This is a genomic window from Methanocalculus pumilus (assembly GCF_055382585.1).
This window is the reverse complement of the sequence record NZ_AP042393.1, coordinates 1,583,443-1,602,475: the sequence shown is the minus strand read 5'-3', so window position 1 is coordinate 1,602,475 and position 19,033 is coordinate 1,583,443. Positions and strand designations below refer to the sequence as shown.

Sequence of the window (19,033 nt, the reverse complement as noted above, 5' to 3'; positions counted from 1 at the left end):
TCTACTCCTTCTCCTTCTTCTTCCCGAGTGTCTTCATGACGAGCAGGGTGATATCATCAGACTGTGGATTGTCGCCAGCAAATGCACTGATGTCCTCGATGATTGAGGCGATGATCCCGGCAGCCGTCTCGCCCTGGATTCCTTCGAGAACTTTTTCAAGCCGCTCTTCTCCATAGAGTTCGTCATCTTTGTTCTCGGCTTCGGTAACGCCATCCGTATAGAGGACGAGGAGATCATTTTCATGCAGAGGTATCTCTACGGTTTCAAGTTCGATATCCTCAATGACGCCAAGGGCAATCCCTTCTGCTTTCAGGAGCGTGATTGAATGATCGTCACCATGCAGGAAGACTGGTGGATTGTGTCCTGCGTTTACATACGTGAGCGTCTTCTTGTTGGCATCCAGAATCGCATAGAAGAGGGTGACGAACATGCTCGTCTTTGAATCTTCGCAGATCAGCCTGTTTGCCTGGGTGATTGCCACGGCTGGTGATGGCTCGTCTGCCGTGCTTGCCCGGACAAGGGTTCGTGATAATGCCATGAAGAGGGCGGCTGAAACACCTTTTCCTGAGACATCTGCAATAACAAGGCCAAAACGCCCCTCCCCGATCGGGATGAAGTCATAGAAGTCACCCCCGACAAAGAGGGCGGGGATACTCTTTGCCGCAAGGTCGAAACCCCTGATGATCGGTGCCCTGTCAGGGAGGAAGCTCTCCTGGATACTGCGGGCAATCTCCAGCTCACGTGAGAGCCGCTCCCGCTCGGCAGTCGTCTTCTCGAGATCGGTCATCATTGCGCTGAGATCCTCTGCCATCTTGTTGAAGTTGCCTGCAAGTTCCCCAAACTCATCCTGTGTTCCGGTCTCGACACGGTATGCCAGATCCCCTCTTCCGATCGCATCTGCTCCTTCGCCAAGCCGCTTCAGCGGGCGGGTGATCGCCTGCGAAAAGAGTGCGGATCCAAGAACGGCGGCGGCGATGAGGACGACCATGGTGATGATAAAGAGATGCATTGAACGGGTGATCTGCTGGTCGATCTGATCGGCAGTTTCTGCGGTCTGCCGGCTGAGCTTCTCGCCGGTTAACATCGCGGGTTCGATAACCGTCTCGACCGGCATCACAATGGCAATACTCCAGCCCGTCGTTTTCACTGGGGCATATGCGATGAAGACATCGTTTTTGTCAAGAGAGATCCTGCTGATTCCCGTCTCCCCCTGTACCATCTTCTGAGCGACATATTTGATCTCACGGTTTGGCGCTTCAAGAAGGTTTTCGGTGGTAAAAGACTCGTCCCAGAGCTGATCCTCGGCGGTGAGTCCGGGGCGGGTGATGACATGACCATCGGACCCAATCAGCATGCCATATCCATCTCCCCCAAATGATGTGTCGAGGATCATCTGGTTGATCGTCTCGATGGTGACATCTGCACCGATAACCCATTCTTTTGTCTGATCAGGTATCCGGTATGAGCAGGTGACGGTGAGGCCTGTTCTCCCTGCATCGACATAGGGGCGTGACCAGACAATCCCATCCTGATTGAGTGCGTTTTGGTACCATTCCCGGTTCCTGGGATCAAATTCCGGCGGCAGATCATCTGCGTACGGGTACAATCTGAAGATCCCGGATCCGGTTCCGATATAGATCCAGGTGATGTCCGTATGTGCGGTCTGGACCGGGATCATGATCATCTCAAGGGCCGCAAGCTCCCTCCGTTCCTCAATATCAGGGCGGGCGCCGGGTGCGATCACCTCTTTTGTTCTGGTAGTGTCAATAGAGATGGTATCCGGCTGAATTTCATCTGCATAGATAGCAATGACCCGGATCGCCTTTTCCGCATCCTCAAAGTAGAGGGATGTATACTCTGCCTGATCGACTGCCATTCTGAGCAGATACTCTTCGGCATCCTCGATGAGTGCCGCAGTACTCTCGTCAACCGCCTGGCTGCCAAGTTTCTCGCTCTGTTCGATCGCTGTTCCGCCGAGGGTGGTGATTGCCGAGGATGCAATTCCCCCGGCGATAAGGAGAGATATAACTGAAATGGTGAGGAATGCGAGGAGAATCTTTGTCCTGACAGCCATCGGCGGGATCGGCAGGTTCATCTTATAAGAGTCATCTGGATGGAATATAAGTGCTTTCGTAACAGGGCACTGAACAGGATATTTTTCGTGGTTTGCTGGATCTGCGTGCGAAACGGATCACCGACGAGATGAAGATTGCAACTGCCCATGCCATTGCAGCATATATTCCGCATCCGACAAAGGAGTACATCCTCCCATCAGTCATTGATCGCGGAGTGAGCCGGGTGGTGGCAGCGGCAGTTGCAAAAGCCTGAACGCTCTCCTGCACCAGGGAGCCTTTTATCTGATTGCGCCAATCTTTTCTATAGCATGAATGCCGGTTATAAGAATTTCCAGATCTATCTTCTGGTGCTAGTGGCAGTCTTCATCCTTGGATCGGTCGGCCTTACCCATTTTGAAGGCCTTTCGTTCTTTGATGCAGTCTACTTCATCATCGTAACGGTGGCAACTGTCGGGTATGGTGATATCGTTCCGACAACAGATAGCGGCCGGTTCCTGGTGATGGTGCTAATCCTTGCCGGGGTGGGGACATTCCTGACGGTTGTTGCCTATACAATCGAGCTGATGATCTCAAGGAATGATCTCCGTTCAAGACAGAGGAAAGTTCGCATGATCATCGGTGTTTTCTTCTCTGAGGTTGGTGTTCCGATGATTCATCTCTTCAAACCGGGTGTTTCATCTTTTCAGCAGGATGACGATCTCCTTGTGCAGAATGAATGGGATAAAAAACAGTTTCTTGCAGCACGGCGGCGCCTTTTGGGAAGATCTTTTGGGGTCGATCTGATGAAGATCGATCGGGTTGCCCTCTCCGTGTTCCTGTCAGAGAAGCGTGGCTTTATGATCCAGCTCCTCCAGCATCCGATGCTCTTTGATGATGAGCCCTTCTCGGATATGATTACGGCGATGTCACATCTTCAGGAGGAACTCTCATCCCGTCGTGATCTGGTGCATCTCTCCCAATCTGATGCCGCACACCTGTCACGCGATTGCGAACGGGTATATCGCCTGCTCGTCACAGGGTGGCTTGAGCACATGGAATACTTGCAAAGCCATTACCCGTATCTCTTCTCGCTCTCAGTCAGGACAAATCCTTTTGATCCCGAGGCATCTGCTGAGATTGACTGATCGGATCCGGGTTATACCGGTACGCATTTTTTGGGATAATAATCTCAAACCGTGCCCCCCCTTTCCAGGTGCCGGTTTCGCTGATCGTCATCCCGGTAATTGAGAGTATCTCGCGGATCAGGTAGAGTCCAAGCCCCATCTTGCTTCCCCGGATATGCGAGAAGATACGTTCTTTCATATCATCCGGAATACCGATCCCATCATCTTCAACAGTCAGCACCCCGGTTTCTCCAGCCTCGTGGAATGAGATCTCAATTCTGGTTGCTCTCTCTCCATGAATGACGGTATTATGGAAGAGGTTTGAGAAGACTTTCTGGAGGAGCGGGTCAGCATAGATCTCAAGATCCCCGGTCTTTACCTCAATTGTGATCTCCCGGGGATCGATCTCCTGTTCGGCCCACCGGGCAGTTGTCTCCACATGCTGCCATACGGGTTCCCGGGCTCCGAGATTCTCATAATCGGCTGTGAAGGTGATCTGCCTCTCTATCGTCCTCACAGCTTCGGTGAGTTTCTCCATGTATCTCTGGATCTCCGGATCATCGGGAAGCTCTTCCTGAATGATGGAGCCATAGCCGAGGATTGAGGTGATCTGATTTAAGATATCGTGCCTCGTGATCGAGGAGAGGAGATTGAGTTTTTTATTTGCCAATTCGAGGCTCTGCCGTGTTCTGTAGAGATCCGTTATATCCCGGATGAAGATGGTGGTGCCGATGGCTGTCCCATTTCTGCTGGCAAATGGCTCTGTTCGTACCTCGAATATCTCGTCTCCATCATCACGATGGATAAGGTGCGATCCTTTCATGTCATGGATCCCCCATCGCCTGAGAATGGTCATCCCGTCTGTTCCTTCAATCTCCGCGAACGTATTGCCGGCGACGATTGTTGCAGCACGGTTCATATCAACCACCCGGTTGTTCTGGTCAAGGACGATTACACCGTCGTTCATCGTTTCGATGACCGTTTTTCTTGCCAGAGGTACGATCGTGAAGAGGCCGAGATTCGTATTGCCGCTGATAACGATGAGAGAGAGCGTGATCAGGAGTGCAAACGGTGTCAGATCAACGCCGGGGAACGGGTCAAGGCGGAAGAGGTACATGAGATTGAAAAGGATGGGTATGATGATTCCGATAAAGAGAAGAAATAACTGCTCGCGGACACGGGGCGTGCTTGCGGTATACCGGTAGATCAGGATGCAGATCGAGCAAGCGATCAGGAAGTACGAGTACAGGGTATGCAGCGGGTAGATTGGGCCGTATATGACCTCCCAGACGATCGTTCCAAGTACCAGCTGTTCGGTAACGCCGGAGTAGAAGAGGCCGTGGATACTGTTTGTCCCGATGAGAATGATATTTATTATGGGGATGATGAAGAGAATGGCGGCTCTCTGTGCGGTTGCAAACCACCGGATACCGGTAAAGGCACAGGCGATGAGGAAGAAGGTTACCGGAATCCCCGAGAACCCGATGGATGACAGGGTGGTGATGGCGAGCTGGGAACCCGGATCCGCTGCCATATAGAGACAGGCATCCCCAAAAGCCCAGATGGCTGCAAGTACCATAAAGAGCGTAACGGGTCCTCTCAGCTGGTCGCTCCATCTCTCCCGGAGATGATACGCAGAAATGGCAAATACGAGGGCGACGATCAGGAGAATCGGGGTGAGGATTGAGAACTGAAATATCATAACGCTAATCTCTCAGAGTGTTCTTTATGAATAAAAAGGTTGTTCGTTGATTGCTTCCTTTCTGATTGCTTAAAATCCCAAACCTTATGGAGGGAATTCCCCGGAAAATGACTGCGTTTTCATCGCCAGCCTGTTTCGACTGCAAGACGACAGGTTTTACACTCTCGTCATGAATAATTATTCTTTGAAATGTCGGGGAATCGGATGCCTTTTACTCATCGCTCTTTTCCTGCTCTGCTCGGCAGGGTGCAGCGAGAGTGTCGGATCTCAGGGTGAGCCTGACCAGATTGGTGTGGTATCAGCCGTTGATCAGGAAAGAAGCGGGCTTCTCTTTATCAATGAATATGAAGGCGGCCATGCTTATCGGACGCCATCCGGCACCTTCCTGGTTTTGGTTCTCAGGGGATCATGGACTCATATGGGGCGTCAGTATGGCGGCCTTGCCGGGGAGGATCTCCGCCTCTTCCATGACAGGATTGTGGCGGATCTCACCAGCCGGGGTGTTTCGGGTGATCATCAACTGGCGACTGCACAGGAGTTATTTGACAGTCTCTCACCGGAATTGCAGGAACTGCTCAAGGGAATGAGCGAGACATCCGGCCTCACCATGGATGAGGTGATGGTTCTCAATGCCGGTGTGATCCTCTTAACCGATGCAATCCTTTCCGATCGGCTGCCGGGTCTGCCTGACGATGCCCCGGCAGGGTGTAGCGGGATCGGCGTCTGGGATCAGTATACAGAGGATGGCAGCGTAATCTTTGGCCGGAACTGGGATATCGATCGTGCCTCGATGAAGGAGTATATGGAGTTCCTCTCTGTTGTTGTGCTGCATCCTGATGACGGCTATTCTTATGCCAATATCCATCCGCTGGGAAACGTTTATCTCGAGACCGGGATGAATGAGTTTGGGCTCTTCATAGAACTGAATAATGGAGCTCATTCTGATCCGGCTGAACCTGCGGATCGCCAGAACACAGCCTCTGTGCTTGTCGATGTACTGAGAGAGTGCCGCGATGTCGAAGAAGCGGTTCTGATGCTGAAGGCTATCCCGGCAGATCTCTCCTACATACTCCAGATTGCAGATCCAACAAAAGCAGTCTCGCTTGAGCGGGGAACTTTCGATGCCAGGGTGCGTGATCACGATGACGAGGGCCTTGTGATCGCAGTGAACCACTTCATTCCTCCCTATCCGCCGGAGTGGAGTGCCTGGATTCGGCCGCCACGGACTGATGAAGATGATCCGAGATACAGCAATATGCTCCGCCTTGCACAGTCACCGGCGTATATGGGCCATTTCAATTTGGAACTGATGCAGGAATACCTGATGGTTCCTAGAGAAGAAGGCGGTGCATATCATGCTGGAACGGTGTACCAGGTTGTTGCGGTTCCAGATACCCTGACCATCTGGTTGCATGCCTGTGAGTATGCCGGGTGGGAAGAGATACCTCTGGCATCCCTCCTTGGATAATTTTCACCCTGCGATAACAGGTACATTCATCCTCTCAGGGGAGAAGTGGAGTATATCCGGGTCTTCGAATGCTCTGGTTCCTCTTCGCACTCGGGGGTGCAGTCTCCCAGGCAGTCTATGCCGGCATGGTGAAACACCTGCTCACAGAGAAGCAGATCTATCCACTGGCAGGTATTTCATTCCTCTCGGCATCGCTTCTCCTCTCTGCAATAGTCCTTTTTGTGGGCGTTCCGGTAACGGGGCCGGGTCTGCTTCCGGCAGTCCTTGGAACGGTTATAATCAACATCATCGCAACCATCCTGCTCTACCGGGCACTTAGCCGAAGCGATCTCTGTCTCTGTATCCCGATGCTGGCGTTCACCCCGGTCTTCCTCCTCGTAACGTCGTTTTTGATCCTCGGGGAAGTACCAACCCCTGCCGGTGCCCTCGGTATGGTGCTTGTTACATCCGGCGCCTATATCCTTCATCTTGATCCTGTTGTACGAGGGCCTGCTGCGCTTGCAATACCGTTCCGAAGGCTCTTTTCGGGTCGGGGGGTGCAATCGATGCTCGGTGTTGCCTTCCTCTTCTCAATCTCGGTGAACTTTGATAAGCAGGTTGTCGAGAACTCCGATCCCTTCTTCGGATCGGTGCTCGTCTTTCTCCTGCTTGCTCTCGCGTTTCTTATTCTTGCCGCCCTTGACAGGAGAGGGAAGAAGGATATTGTACCTGCAACGCCTTTGTGTCTCCTCCTCGCCTATCCGGCGGTTGGGTTTGTGCTTGTATGGGAGATTGTCATGATCAACCTCGCCTACATTATGGCAATTGTTCCGTATGTGATCAGCGTCAAAAGGCTTGCAATTGTCTTCTCGGTAATATTCGGGCTCCTGATCTTTCACGAAGAATTCAGCTGGGGAAGAATCCTTGGAGCGCTCATCATGGTCGCCGGTGCCGGGATGATCGCGGTTTTTGGGTGATCTGGGGAAACGTGTTGTGGCGAAAATTACCTTTTTGTGCAGATAATCGCCACAGCAAGACCTGTTATGGCAGCAATAATCCCAAAACCTGTCGCACCCGGCGTTTCTGTTGTATCTTCATGGACAGGTAACGGGGTTATGGAAGATGGGATTGGAGTGTGTGGAGCCTCGACTATCTCTGCCTCTTCAAGGAGCAGAAACCGTGTCTGCGTCTGCTGGCCGGTTTCGATCGACTCAATGGTAACCAGGTATTCATCAGGAATAAAGCCGGTTGAATCGAAGGTAAATGACCAGATATTTCTTCCCTCCACTTCCATGACCGTCGCCATACCGGAGGTTCCGGAGAACCCTGATGGCCTCTCTTTGGCAGTTGGCTGGAATGAGAGTGAAACAATCGTGATGATCAGTTCATTCCCGGCATCGAGATTCGTTGTACCGGAGATATGGATCATCTCTCCCCGTGTGTATGTGTCCATCTGAGTGCCACTGTCAGCTGCCGAGCCTGTGGATGCCAGTAAGAGGCAGATGATCATAAGGATAACCGCACCCCTCATCACTCTGCGTGCTTTTTGTCGTAATTCTGATGATGTCATCTCTGATCCTCCTCTCTTTTTCATCGAAAAAAAGTGCCTGGTGGTCCGGGCAATTCCTGGTAATTGCCGGGTTACAAATCCTGCTCATGTACCGGGGACGTAAAGCCCGCTCACCACGATATACTGGTTTCCATCGCTCCCCTCAACAAGCCTTAAGTAAGCTGATTTCCTGTATATGCCGGTTTTTTCCTGTATCTTCAATTGAGGGCTGGGAAAATTCTGTTATTTAAAATAGGGCAACAAATATTATCTATTACTTCTGTCTTTACATGTAAATCAGGAGGTTTTGGATCATTCTGTCAGAGAAACCAGATTTATCAGGTATCTCATACCGATGGCTGCAGATTGGGGTGATCTTCCTGATCATCATTATTGTGACGGGTGTGATCCTCTATGTGAACTACTCCGGATCACGCAGTATGTATGAAGAGCATACTGATACCCTTCAGGAGAATTCTGAATACGCTCTCATCCAGTCGCTCGCTCTGGTTGACAAGGGCCTGATCCTCTTCGACCACTCACTTGATTACCGACTTCTTGAACCGATGGATATTTTCCTTTCTGAATATGAGGAGAGTGGAGGCGATCCATCGGCGATCGATCTGGATGCTTTAAAGACAAGGCTTGGTCCTGGCTATGAGCTGTATATCATTAATGAAGCAGGGGTGATCGAGTATACCACCTTCGCTCCTGATCATGGGCTTGATTTCTCGATATATCCCTCGTTCTTTGAGAAACTCACCGGCATCCGGGAAGGAGATGAATTTGCTTCGGAACGGATCACTGCTGGTTATGGTGGCACCGAGACGCGTAAGTTCGTCTACCATCCTACCCCTGATAACCAGTATATTCTTGAAATAAGTTATTATGATGACGAGATCCGGTCGATGCGGCAGGATCTGAAGTATACCGGGGCTGTGGAGACGATCCGGGAGATAAACCCGTTCCTCACCTCGGTCAGGCTCTTTAATGTCCTTGGACAGGAGATTGGAAATTCAGAATATGCCCCGGGTGAAGAGGAACGGCGTATTATTTCTGATGTACACCGTTTTGGTAATACATATGAGCACATCGATCCGTCGAGTGGAACCATAACCAGATACGTGCTTGTAGATTTCACTCATGAGACGAATCCGGAGGAGATGAATCTTGTTGCGGAACTGGTGTATACCACCGCCCCTATAGAGAGCAGGCTCCAGACGATCCTCCATTCCCATCTCTTTATCGGTGCACTCGCACTGATCATCGGAGGAACTCTTGCCTTCTCAACCACTATGTACTTTACCCGGCCAATCCAGGACTTAATGGAAGATACCGAGGCGATAAGGATGGGTAATCTGGATCATCCCATCCGTACATCCACCCTGCCTGAACTCAGGAGCTTCTCCCTCTCCCTTCAGGAGATGGTTCAGAGACTTCAAAAGATGATGATCAGTTTGCAGGAGTCAGAGGACCGGTACCGGACGGTTGTGGAGGATCAGACCGAGCTTATATGCAGGTTTCTACCGGATTCAACTTTGACATTTGCGAATATGGCATTCTGTGATTACTTTAATCTCGACTGTGATGAGATACGGGAAACATTATTTTCCTCCACTGTCAAAGCCGGTAATATCTGTTTTTTTGATGACTTTGCAACATCCCTCTCAAAAGAGAAACCAGTGGTAACTGTGGATAACCAGGAGATTCTCCCGGATGGCACGGCACGATGGCAACACTGGAGTGTCCGGGCGCTCTTTGATGATAACGGAGTTATTAATGAATACCAGGCAGTAGGCAGGGATATCACCGAGGCAAAGAAGGCCGAGGCGGCACTCAGGGAGAGCGAGGAACGGTATCGTTTCATTGCGGAGAATACTGCGGACAATATCTGGATTGCTGATATGGAATTTAACCTGAAGTATACGAGCCCCTCAGTTCAAAAGTTGAAAGGCCTGACTGTCGAAGAAGCCCTTTCCCAATCTGTTGAGGAGTCCCTGACTCCGGGGTCCCTGCAACAGGTGATGGAACTTTTTGAGCGGGAGATGGCATATGAAGCAACAGGCGAGGCCGATCCGGAGAGAACTGTCATCTTTGTCACCGAGGAATATACAAAGGATGGAAAGGTCCTCTGGTTTGAAAACTCTGCAAAGCTCATGAGGGATCCGGATGGCAACCCGGTTGGTATCCTCGGCAGCTCACGTGATATTACCGAGAAGAAGCGGGCTGAAGAGGCATGGGAGGAGGCGTTTGCCCAGATTGAAGAGAATATCTACCAGGCTTCTATCTTAAACGATCAGATCCGAAACCCTATGGCGGTGATCATGGGGCTTGCCGATCTTGAAGGCGGGGAGAGGATGGAGAAGATCATTAACGAGGTGAAGAAGATCGATGAGATCATCACCCGGCTTGACTGTGGGGTTCTTGAATCCGAATCGATCAGGAAATTCATGCGTAAACGATATGAAAAGGATCGCTATGGGTATCGTCAGGATGAGGATGAAGAGCTAACCTGATCCTCACCTTTTTTTGGGATTGCATTCAAATGAACCCGGTCCAATACATGCCATTCTGTGCTTAATCTGCGAGAGGCGTGTCCCCTTCTTCTCATGGGCGGTAATTTCCGCTGCAATCTCCTTTTCAAAAGGTTTGAATAATGGCACAATCTTCTCAGAAAAAACATCCGCAATACCATATCGTCTCCCTGATGCGTCTGATATCTCCCTGATTTCTGAAACAACGTTTTCCAGGGCGAAGAAGAGGTCCGCACCAAAGGTGTCTGTCTGTTTATCCTTATTGACCAGCTGCTCCCAGTAATCGTGCTCCCTGAAGAATCTTCCCTCCAGTTCATCCTTTCTGCCCCTCAGAGGAGAAGCCAGACTCTCTTCACCCCGAAATCCCCCTCTGATGCCCCGATGACCATGTTTTTTTGATTCTTCCCGTTCTCCCGGCAATGCCGAGATCAATGCCCTGACGATCATGGTGAGGGAGATTACCCAGCGGGTATTCTGGTATTCCTCCTCCTCATCCGGATCGGGTTTGAAGAGTTCATCGGAACAGGCATCAAAAAAAGAGAGATATGCAGGGAGAGCAGCATGAAGATCGAGATTCCTTGAGATTATCTGCCGTAGTGTGGCTGTACCCTGTTCCATGTTACTAGTATAGCTGGCATGGTATGAGCGCTCTCCGCCCTCTTCTGTTGTCATGATAAAGGCAAAGATCTCCCACAGTCCGGACAATGTCATCCTGATCGGCTTTGCCGGGGCGCCTTTTTCATTCAGGATCGGTTCAAGCCTTTCGAGAAGCCCCTCATCAATCATCTGCTTCACAATACGGTGGACATATGCATGGTCGAGGCCGAGATTCTTTGCGATATCGTAGACGGTTCTCTCCCCGACCTTTGCCAGATAGCCCAGTACCAGGATCTTTTTGTTGATGGTTGTCATACTATGACTCAGCAGCTCATCTTTGCTTCACTCTCTCTGATATACGTTTCTGGTGGTGAATCAGGGGTATCAGGACCTGTGTGGTTCCGGGTGATCTGGATTGTATCGGGTGGTTCTGCCTGTTACCCGTAACTATCATCGGTATTAGGTGATGAGGGTTTTTAGAAGATGAGGATGCATCAGGCTATTTTGAGGGGGCAATCATCTCCTATGATCGAGCCCTCGAATCTGATATGGGATTTGCGGTTGCCTGGAATAACCGGGGTGTCGTCCTCGCCAGGCTTGGTCGGTATGAAGAGGCAGTCGAATCCTATGATCATGCCCTCGCCCTTGATCCGGAGTATGATCTGGAAGGGTTAAACCGTGCAAAAGCTATTGCACGACTGAGCAGGATGAAAACCTCCTGATCTATCTCCCTGATTCTTATGCAAGAGGCTTTCTTTGTCTTCCTGAACGCCTCTTCAGGTATTCTCTTTGATGTGCAGTTCCTCTCCCACAAATTTATAAACCCTGAGCCAATACAGTATCAAAAGGGGGGATCTGATATGACTGATAATCGGGTATGGATCGTGGAGGATGAATCAATCGTTGCAATGGACTTGAAAAGCCGCCTCCAGTCACGGGGGTATGAAGTGCTTGGGATTTCGGGATCCGGAGAGGATGCGTTGGAGAAGATACGCCAGCATAAGCCGGATATTGTGCTGATGGATATTGTATTGAAAGGGGATATGGACGGAATCGCTGCATCGGGTATCATCAAGGAGGAACTTGGAATTCCCGTTGTCTATCTCACCGCGTATGCAGATACAAAGACACTGGAACGGGCAAAGCAGACAGAGCCATATGGTTACATCATCAAGCCGTTCAAGGAGTCGGATGTGATCAGTACTCTTGAGATCGCGCTCTATAAATCGTCCATGGAGAGGAAGCTACGGGAGAGTGACCGGTGGATCAGGACAATGATCCGGAGCACGGGTGAGGGGATCATCGCTACTGATACAAAGGGTCTTGTGAAGTTCATGAACCCGGTTGCGGAGATCCTGACTGGCTATAAGGAAAAAGACGTCATTGGTGAGCCTGCCAGTGAGATCTTCCACCTTACCATGGAAGGGAAAGGTACTTCCCCACTTGATCCAGTGACACAAGCCCTTGCTAATGAAGGCTTTCTTGCATCAGATGAAGATGAACGGATCGTCCTTACAGCAAAGGATGGCACAGAGCGGTATGTGGGATACATCGCCTCTCCGATCAAGGATGATCGTAAAAAAATCATGGGAGCAGTTCTGACATTCCGTGATCTGACCGAACGGATTCGTATGGAAGAGATGGTTAAGCGGGTTGTGCCTGGGATCAGGGACACTCCGTTCCGCGATCTCTTAAACGATGAGATGGAGCGGACCGGCCGCTCGACATGATCCCAAACCCTCTTTTTTTCTGGTCATATATCATAAGTAAGTCCTCAGAACTCTCCTTTATCCTCCTGTTCTGTCCGGCATGCAGTCGTTGGTCCTCTGATTGATGTGTATGGCGGGGATTGCCAGGAGGCTCTCTCGCTCTTTCCTGCCGTTCTCCCAGAGTGCGATATCCTCGAACTTGATTGTGAGGGATCTGAGATTGAGATCCTCCGGCACCCCTGCATCTGCCTACTAGTGATCATCGTTGAGATTCATCCGTTCCACTTCTTAGAAGAGCCCACATGGGTCTTGAACCGTCTACAGGAATTGGGTTACCTGATTGTATACCTGAGCGGGCATGATGGGAGAGAGATCGATCATGACGATTGCCTGGAGCTCCTCTCCCGTTCACGGATGTATGGGGGGATCATGCTGAAGAACGGGGCAAACAACTCCGGTTGTTGTTGCAGCGGTTTTGGATCTAAAGAGATGAGGGTTCCTGAACCCTGTTGACCCCTCCTCACGCACCCTCTTCAGACGTCCTTCTTCTCCCTCGTTGAAAAGACGTCCTGAGCAGCTGCCATCCCGTTTAAGGCTGCCGGGAAGCCTGCATAGACTGCCATCTGGATGATCACTTCTTTGAGTTCTTCCTCTGTACATCCGACAGCCAGCGCCATCTCGATATGTGCCCTGAGCTGGACGGGGGCGGTGCCGAGTGCGGTTAAGGCGGCAACAGTTGCTATCTGTCGGGATCTGAGATCGAGGCCGGGCCGGGAGAGGATGTCTCCGTAGGGGAATTCGATGGTTATCTTTGCGAGATCCGGTGAGAGATCCTGTATATTGCCGAGCATCGACTGGACGGATTCGCCTCCCATCTTCTCCATTTGGGCAAGGCCCTGCCGGTACCGTTCATCCGGGATTGGTTCTGTATCTGACATGCCGGGAATATATTTCCTGAGAGGAGATAATGTGGAGGGGTGGGATGGTTTTATTATGAGATATCCCCTTCATCATTTCTGACCGGGAAAAATGTAGGTTTTGACTTAGATCTGCCTGCCGGAGGTGATGATATCTATGCCGGATGAATCACGTGCGACGAAGATGGGGTGTCTCTGTACCTCAAATTGTATCATCCGTTTTCTTATTCCGATTATCCTCTTCCTGATAGTGGTCTTTTTTCTCTGTCCGCTATTATTCCGGGCTTTATAAGGGACTGGTGACAGAGGACGATATCAGGTTTTCTGAGCGGACAGAGACGGCATATCTGGAGTATGAGATCGGAGAATGTGGCTGAGAGTGATGAGAGAGTGAAAAGACGCGGATAGCATGGTGAGTGATCAATTCTGATATTGATTGGTTCTGGGAGGATCATGTCTTCGATCAGGCAGAGGGGGATGCACCTGCTTTTAACTCACACTCCTCATGAGATCGATAATCTCAGGGAAGATCCCAGGAGGTAATACTTGATGCATGATGAGGAACAGAATGGAGATATCCAGATAATCCTCTCATTTACACAAGGATCTGATCCAAATGGCAATACTGTGGCCCCGCAAACTAACTCCGGATATCCTCGCCGATCCCGGCAGGAGAGCAGAACAGAAAGTGTACAATAAGCTCTCAGAGGTGCTCGAAGACCCCTTCACCGTCTTTTACTCACGTCCATGGCTTGGGACATTGAAGAACGGGAAGCCGATCGATGGAGAATGCGATTTTGTTGTTGCCCACCCTGACTATGGTTTTCTTACAATCGAGGTGAAGGGTGGCGGCATTGCCTATGATCCTGCATCTGATTCCTGGACCAGTACCGACCGGCACGGAAACACCTGGGATATCAAGAACCCGGTGAGACAGGCGCTTGATTCAAAACACCAGATTCTGAAGAAATGCCAGGCACACCCAAAGTGGGGGTTCCGGCGTATTGGTATAAGCCACGGGGTTATCCTGCCTGATATCCCGGCAATCGAAGGTGTTCTTGGGGCTGATATGCCCCGGAATATCCTCTGCTGCATGGACGAGTTCGAATCTGATCTCCGGTTCTGGATTCTTAACCTGCTGGAAGGCGAGATGGCGAGCGACTACCGGGCCAAGCCGCTTGGCAGGGAGGGGATGGCAATCCTTGAGGATATCCTCGCCCATCCCTTCCAGCTGAATGTGCCTCTTCACCGGGTCATAAAGGATGATGAGGAGCGTATCCAGACTCTGACTCCGCTCCAGTACCAGATCCTGGCGGGTTTTGCCAATTTCAAGCGAGTTGCGATATCCGGGTCTGCCGGTACCGGGAAGACGATCCTGGCAATGGAGGAGGCACAACGATGTATACAGGCTGGGGAGCGGGTTCTTCTCACCTGCTACAACCGGCCGCTCTCCGAGTACATGAAGAAGATGATGGGATCACAGGATCTCCTCATGACCGGGAACTACCACAAAATATGCGATAAAATCTTCAGGGAGGCTTCAGTTGAGGTGGATATGGAGAAGATCGACAGCGAGCTCTTCCTGGAGAAGTACCCGGCTCACCTGCTCGAAGCACTTGAAAAGATTCCGGAGAGACGCTTTGATACCATCATTATCGATGAAGGGCAGGACTTCCCTCCCCTTCTCCTCAAGTCACTTGAGTCCGCACTGGATCCGGATGGTAAACAGAAGATCCGGCTCTTCTATGACAACAACCAGGATGTCTATCACAATCAGGGGAAATACCTCGAAGAGTTGTATGAGATCCCCTTCACCCTCTCTCTGAACCTGAGGAACACGCAACGCATCCACGAGATCGCCCGGCTCTTCTACAAGGGGCAGGATACAACGGCCATCGGGCCGGAAGGCCTTGAGGTTGAGTGGATCGAGGCCGGAACCCCAGCACTTGCACGGAAAAATCTTGAAGAATACATCCATACCCTTGTTGAGAAAGAACAGATTCCGCCATCTGATATCGCGGTCCTCATCTCAACCCGTGATGACAGGGAGAAGTACAGCACCGGCAGGGAGATCGGCGGGCAGCGGTACCAGTTCTGTAATGAGCGGTATCTGAATGATAACTCCGACTCGATCATATTTGACTCCGTCAAACGGTTCAAGGGGCTGGAGAGCCCGGTCGCCATAGTTGTGCTTGACGATGCACTGATCAACAGTGACGAGATGCTGTACGTGGCATTCTCCCGGGCACGGCAGCTGCTTGCGGTTGTGGGGAGCAGGGTGATGATGGAGAAGATCCGGGGGAAGGCGGGGGAGTTAGAGGAAGGGTGAATAGAGTATGTCAACGTCGGAATAAAACTCCCCACTTTCGTCGGAATAAAACTCCCCAATCCCACCTGAAAACTACAATTGCCTAATCTTTAAACCCCCAGATCGATCTCACTTTTTCACTCCATCCACTCACTCCAAAAAAAAGCTCTAGTGTCATGTCAATCTTCAAAAGTCGGGTAAAGGCGAGATAACTTCACTCGTGCATCCTCAGTCGTGAACTGCCAATTTATCCGACTATCTTTGTTATTTCGGGATTCTTCCCATGCTTTAACCTCTCTCTGGACAACCTCAATACTGTCTATCCTTCGATCAAGGCACTGGCTGGTGAGAACGCTCAGCTCTATTTCTGCCATATTTAGCCAACTTCCATGTTTTGGCGTATAGACAAACTCAAACCGATCCCAGAGAGCTTTAGCTATTCCCGGAGGATAGGTCTCATAGAGTGATCCAGGCCCATGTGTATTCAGGTTATCCATAACCAAGGTAATTCTATTCGCCCCTTCATATTGGGCAGCAATATCCTGCAGAAATTCAGCCCAATCCTGCTTGGTTCTTCGATTGGTTATTTTTACCAATCGTTTCCCGGCAAGAGGTTCACATGCGATGAAAATATTACATGTGCCACAACGGCGATACTCATAATCATGTCTGGCGGGATATCCCGGTGTACAGGATATGGTTTGTCGAGTTTCAGAAATGAGTTGTTTTGGGGATTCATCCATGCAAACAACTGGATGTTGTGAATCAAAGGGTCGCTTATACACATCCAGAACCCGTTCCATCTGAGCAACGAAATTACCGTTCTGGTTAGGAGGTATTACCCACGCCTGATTTCGCCACGGTTTGAGTTCGTTTTTTTAAAACCTGACGAACGGCTTCATGAGATATTGTGTTAACGTACTCAAGTTCAACCATTTTATCTGCCAGCAATCGAAGTGACCACCTGGAATAGCCCTCTGGCGGTTCACTGCAACTCAAAGCAATTAATCGAGCTTCGAAATCACCGTCGGTCTTTTTGACATAGATCCTATCTGGTTTTTTCTTTGTCAGTGCCTCATCAAGACCTTCCAGAACAAATCTGCTTTTGACACGGTCGACTTTTCTCATACTGATATTCAAAACACGAGATAATTCTTCATTGGTTGAACGCTGTGTCTGGTGCTCACCCTCATCACATCCAAGGAGAATAAGGGCATTCAGAACTGCTTGTGATGAATGTTTACCTTTGGAGGCGAGGGTTTCAAGGGTGTCACGTTCTTCCTGGGTGAGAGTCACAACATATTTTCTCATAAGTTATTATAGTACGCTTATGATATAATAAAGTTACGACACTTAATAATTGACATGACACTAGTACTGATCAAGGGTATGATTTGTATGACGAGTATGATCTTTCATACACATAAAGAAAAGTCGCAAAAACGCTAAAAACACTCACAGGGTGCATGCATAGCCCTTATATTCATCTCCTGAGAATGGTACATATCGATTATTGAAGGGGAGTATTCAAAGGTAATGGGAAGAGTGTACACCCTCAAAACATTTCATCATCAAAACCAATTCCGTATGATCTTTCATACTCGTCATATCCTTCATACCTGCCCACCCCCCCTAAGGTTTTTTTTTTTCCTTCTGCACTCTGTATGGATTCTGGATCCTGGTCGCAGAATTGTTAATGGTTACAGTGGCGGTGCCTATGGCGGTTTAAAAATGCACAGAAGTGGCGGTTGAAAAGTGCTCACCTCCCTCCCTCCCTCTCTCTTCAATCGGAGGGGAGTGGTACAAATCAGGGTGCATGAGGAAGAACCGATATATGGTATCCCACTGGCAAAGGTTATTGGTGCTGCCCATGCAAGAGGCTTTGACACACCATTGTGGTGACAACCGGTGACCCCTATGCCTCCTGACCGATCAACCATCCAGAAAAAGTTCATAGAGCTCTTTGGCCGCCATGACCTGAAGATACCTGATAAGAACCTCCGTGACGGCACTCCCGGCTCCCTCCCCTATGGGAGCGGCAGGATCATGTTCGCCTTTGGAATTGATGCTTCTGGAACAGATGATACCGAAGAGGGATCCGGGTTCATGGAATACTATGCCCATCACCGGATCGGCGGGGATGCCCGTGGCAGGATCTATGAGGATGGCAGGCACGTCCGGCTGCCCGAGTTAAGCACCATGATCTTCTTTAATGAAAAGATCCCTGGCGACTATGAGCGGCAGCAGCAGAAGAGCCGCGAGGAATATTAGCGGATCGAGCGGGAGCTTGTCGAGGTTGGAATCTTCTCAGGCGGACCGGTGCCGGGGGATATGGTGATTAATTCGTACCTGATGAGGAAGAAGGATGAGGGGGATAAGGAGGATAATGTGGAAGATCTGGAAGATGATTGAGGGTTTTGATCCCAATGGGGGAGGTGGAGGTACACTTTTAGGGTGAATGATGGGGATTATGCCAGAGAGTGGCAGGGGTGGTTGCCTGAAGATCCAAAATCTGTGCAGCAGCCGCTGCATAATTCTCTGTCCGGCCCTCCAATACACACGGATCTGATCTGCTCCCCATCTCACACGTGATATCGGATCGTCTCATTCCGTAACAATATCCATCCGGCCCTCTAAAACGACGTCCCCGAGGATGTATCTCACTTTACCTTCGGTATCAAGGTTGACTTCACCGCGTCTGATCATCTGTGCAAGTTCAGTCATTGCTTCAGAAATAACTTCATCTGTCAATGCTGCTGCATTTTGCATCTCAATCTTTAGCGAGAATGATCTTCTCTTCTTCTGGTTCCGATGCATGACTTTGTCAATAAAGCTCTTCATGATATCCTGCTCAGTTCTTTCTTCTCTTTCCTGAAGCTAAAAACGTTTTGAACGAATCATCGTTATCCTCATAATCGACATTGTGGTGATGATCATCCATGGTATCTAAGCAGCAAATCGAAGCTTGATATAACGTAAGTATTGAAGGTTAGAGGATGCTGTTGCTGTCTTTTGGATCTTTACCCCCCCCCCCCTTCGAATCTCTTTATCAGAGGGATAGGGATTGTAGATTCTTGTAGAGGCATGAGCCT

General features: G+C 50.1%; 17 protein-coding genes. 10 read left to right on the top strand and 7 right to left on the bottom strand.

Features of this window, described 5'->3' with window-relative positions:
- Position 1 precedes the first annotated feature (1 nt).
- Positions 2-2,095, bottom strand: coding sequence for a SpoIIE family protein phosphatase (locus tag ACZ44I_RS08355; protein WP_464550874.1), 2,094 nt, complete (start codon positions 2,093-2,095; stop codon positions 2-4).
- Between the two features lie 71 nt (positions 2,096-2,166).
- On the opposite strand from ACZ44I_RS08355, the gene ACZ44I_RS08350 reads away from it, so the two are divergent.
- Positions 2,167-2,328 (top strand): hypothetical protein, encoded by a 162-nt coding sequence (locus ACZ44I_RS08350; protein WP_464550876.1) that lies wholly within the window; start codon positions 2,167-2,169, stop codon positions 2,326-2,328.
- A 55-nt stretch (positions 2,329-2,383) separates the two neighbouring features.
- Entirely contained in the window at positions 2,384-3,199 is an 816-nt protein-coding gene (locus ACZ44I_RS08345) for a potassium channel family protein (protein ID WP_464550878.1), read from the top strand.
- Here ACZ44I_RS08345 and ACZ44I_RS08340 read toward each other — a convergent pair.
- Entirely contained in the window at positions 3,153-4,880 is a 1,728-nt protein-coding gene (locus tag ACZ44I_RS08340) for a sensor histidine kinase (protein ID WP_464550880.1), read from the bottom strand. The two genes, ACZ44I_RS08345 and ACZ44I_RS08340, sit on opposite strands and share 47 nt — an antisense overlap.
- 184 nt (positions 4,881-5,064) lie before the next feature.
- Between ACZ44I_RS08340 and ACZ44I_RS08335 the strand changes: the two genes are divergently transcribed.
- Positions 5,065-6,348 carry a C45 family autoproteolytic acyltransferase/hydolase gene (locus tag ACZ44I_RS08335; protein ID WP_464550882.1) on the top strand — a complete coding sequence of 428 codons (1,284 nt, stop codon included), beginning with the start codon at positions 5,065-5,067 and terminating at the stop codon, positions 6,346-6,348.
- Between the two features lie 68 nt (positions 6,349-6,416).
- Positions 6,417-7,304: an EamA family transporter gene (locus ACZ44I_RS08330; protein ID WP_464550884.1), complete on the top strand. Its 888-nt coding sequence runs from the start codon at positions 6,417-6,419 to the stop codon at positions 7,302-7,304.
- A 26-nt stretch (positions 7,305-7,330) separates the two neighbouring features.
- Here the strand turns inward: ACZ44I_RS08330 and ACZ44I_RS08325 are convergent, their stop codons facing one another.
- Positions 7,331-7,897: a hypothetical protein gene (locus ACZ44I_RS08325; RefSeq protein ID WP_464550886.1), complete on the bottom strand. Its 567-nt coding sequence runs from the start codon at positions 7,895-7,897 to the stop codon at positions 7,331-7,333.
- Positions 7,898-8,247: 350 nt separating this feature from the next.
- On the opposite strand from ACZ44I_RS08325, the gene ACZ44I_RS08320 reads away from it, so the two are divergent.
- Entirely contained in the window at positions 8,248-10,392 is a 2,145-nt protein-coding gene (locus ACZ44I_RS08320; protein WP_464550888.1) for a PAS domain S-box protein, read from the top strand.
- 3 nt (positions 10,393-10,395) lie between these two features.
- Here ACZ44I_RS08320 and ACZ44I_RS08315 read toward each other — a convergent pair whose 3' ends face one another.
- Positions 10,396-11,322, bottom strand: coding sequence for a MarR family transcriptional regulator (locus tag ACZ44I_RS08315; protein ID WP_464550890.1), 927 nt, complete (start codon positions 11,320-11,322; stop codon positions 10,396-10,398).
- A 233-nt stretch (positions 11,323-11,555) separates the two neighbouring features.
- Between ACZ44I_RS08315 and ACZ44I_RS08310 the strand changes: the two genes are divergently transcribed.
- The 3 genes from ACZ44I_RS08310 (at position 11,556) to ACZ44I_RS08300 (ending at position 13,229) form a co-directional block, all read left to right on the top strand.
- Positions 11,556-11,729 carry a tetratricopeptide repeat protein gene (locus ACZ44I_RS08310; RefSeq protein ID WP_464576480.1) on the top strand — a complete coding sequence of 58 codons (174 nt, stop codon included), beginning with the start codon at positions 11,556-11,558 and terminating at the stop codon, positions 11,727-11,729.
- A gap of 138 nt (positions 11,730-11,867) precedes the next feature.
- Positions 11,868-12,737, top strand: coding sequence for an ATP-binding response regulator (locus ACZ44I_RS08305; protein WP_464550892.1), 870 nt, complete (start codon positions 11,868-11,870; stop codon positions 12,735-12,737).
- 105 nt (positions 12,738-12,842) lie between these two features.
- Positions 12,843-13,229 carry an FkbM family methyltransferase gene (locus tag ACZ44I_RS08300; protein WP_464550894.1) on the top strand — a complete coding sequence of 129 codons (387 nt, stop codon included), beginning with the start codon at positions 12,843-12,845 and terminating at the stop codon, positions 13,227-13,229.
- Positions 13,230-13,249: 20 nt separating this feature from the next.
- On the opposite strand, the gene ACZ44I_RS08295 is transcribed toward ACZ44I_RS08300, so the two are convergent.
- Positions 13,250-13,654, bottom strand: a complete 405-nt coding sequence (locus ACZ44I_RS08295) for a carboxymuconolactone decarboxylase family protein (protein WP_464550896.1) — start codon at positions 13,652-13,654, stop codon at positions 13,250-13,252.
- A 595-nt stretch (positions 13,655-14,249) separates the two neighbouring features.
- Here ACZ44I_RS08295 and ACZ44I_RS08290 point away from each other — a divergent pair.
- Positions 14,250-15,962, top strand: coding sequence for a nuclease-related domain-containing DEAD/DEAH box helicase (locus ACZ44I_RS08290; protein WP_464550898.1), 1,713 nt, complete (start codon positions 14,250-14,252; stop codon positions 15,960-15,962).
- A 158-nt stretch (positions 15,963-16,120) separates the two neighbouring features.
- Here the strand turns inward: ACZ44I_RS08290 and ACZ44I_RS08285 are convergent.
- A protein-coding gene (locus ACZ44I_RS08285; protein WP_464547837.1) for an IS630 family transposase occupies positions 16,121-17,252 on the bottom strand; the annotation gives its coding sequence in 2 pieces (ribosomal slippage) (positions 16,121-16,820 and positions 16,819-17,252; 1,134 coding nt in all).
- Positions 17,253-17,858: 606 nt separating this feature from the next.
- Here ACZ44I_RS08285 and ACZ44I_RS08280 point away from each other — a divergent pair.
- Positions 17,859-18,212 (top strand): hypothetical protein, encoded by a 354-nt coding sequence (locus tag ACZ44I_RS08280; protein WP_464550900.1) that lies wholly within the window; start codon positions 17,859-17,861, stop codon positions 18,210-18,212.
- Positions 18,213-18,545: 333 nt separating this feature from the next.
- On the opposite strand, the gene ACZ44I_RS08275 is transcribed toward ACZ44I_RS08280, so the two are convergent.
- Positions 18,546-18,782 carry a hypothetical protein gene (locus tag ACZ44I_RS08275; RefSeq protein ID WP_300329137.1) on the bottom strand — a complete coding sequence of 79 codons (237 nt, stop codon included), beginning with the start codon at positions 18,780-18,782 and terminating at the stop codon, positions 18,546-18,548.
- Positions 18,783-19,033 lie beyond the last annotated feature (251 nt).

Bases quoted from the DNA above. Each gene is read 5' to 3' on its own strand.
- ACZ44I_RS08355 (WP_464550874.1), bottom strand. From the start codon at position 2,095: ATGAACCTGCCGATCCCGCCGATGGCTGTCAGGACAAAGATTCTCCTC.
- ACZ44I_RS08345 (WP_464550878.1), top strand. From the start codon at position 2,384: ATGAATGCCGGTTATAAGAATTTCCAGATCTATCTTCTGGTGCTAGTG.
- ACZ44I_RS08340 (WP_464550880.1), bottom strand. From the start codon at position 4,880: ATGATATTTCAGTTCTCAATCCTCACCCCGATTCTCCTGATCGTCGCC.
- ACZ44I_RS08330 (WP_464550884.1), top strand. From the start codon at position 6,417: ATGCTCTGGTTCCTCTTCGCACTCGGGGGTGCAGTCTCCCAGGCAGTC.
- ACZ44I_RS08325 (WP_464550886.1), bottom strand. From the start codon at position 7,897: ATGACATCATCAGAATTACGACAAAAAGCACGCAGAGTGATGAGGGGT.
- ACZ44I_RS08315 (WP_464550890.1), bottom strand. From the start codon at position 11,322: ATGACAACCATCAACAAAAAGATCCTGGTACTGGGCTATCTGGCAAAG.
- ACZ44I_RS08310 (WP_464576480.1), top strand. From the start codon at position 11,556: ATGGGATTTGCGGTTGCCTGGAATAACCGGGGTGTCGTCCTCGCCAGG.
- ACZ44I_RS08305 (WP_464550892.1), top strand. From the start codon at position 11,868: ATGACTGATAATCGGGTATGGATCGTGGAGGATGAATCAATCGTTGCA.
- ACZ44I_RS08295 (WP_464550896.1), bottom strand. From the start codon at position 13,654: ATGTCAGATACAGAACCAATCCCGGATGAACGGTACCGGCAGGGCCTT.
- ACZ44I_RS08290 (WP_464550898.1), top strand. From the start codon at position 14,250: ATGGCAATACTGTGGCCCCGCAAACTAACTCCGGATATCCTCGCCGAT.
- ACZ44I_RS08280 (WP_464550900.1), top strand. From the start codon at position 17,859: ATGCCTCCTGACCGATCAACCATCCAGAAAAAGTTCATAGAGCTCTTT.
- ACZ44I_RS08275 (WP_300329137.1), bottom strand. From the start codon at position 18,782: ATGAAGAGCTTTATTGACAAAGTCATGCATCGGAACCAGAAGAAGAGA.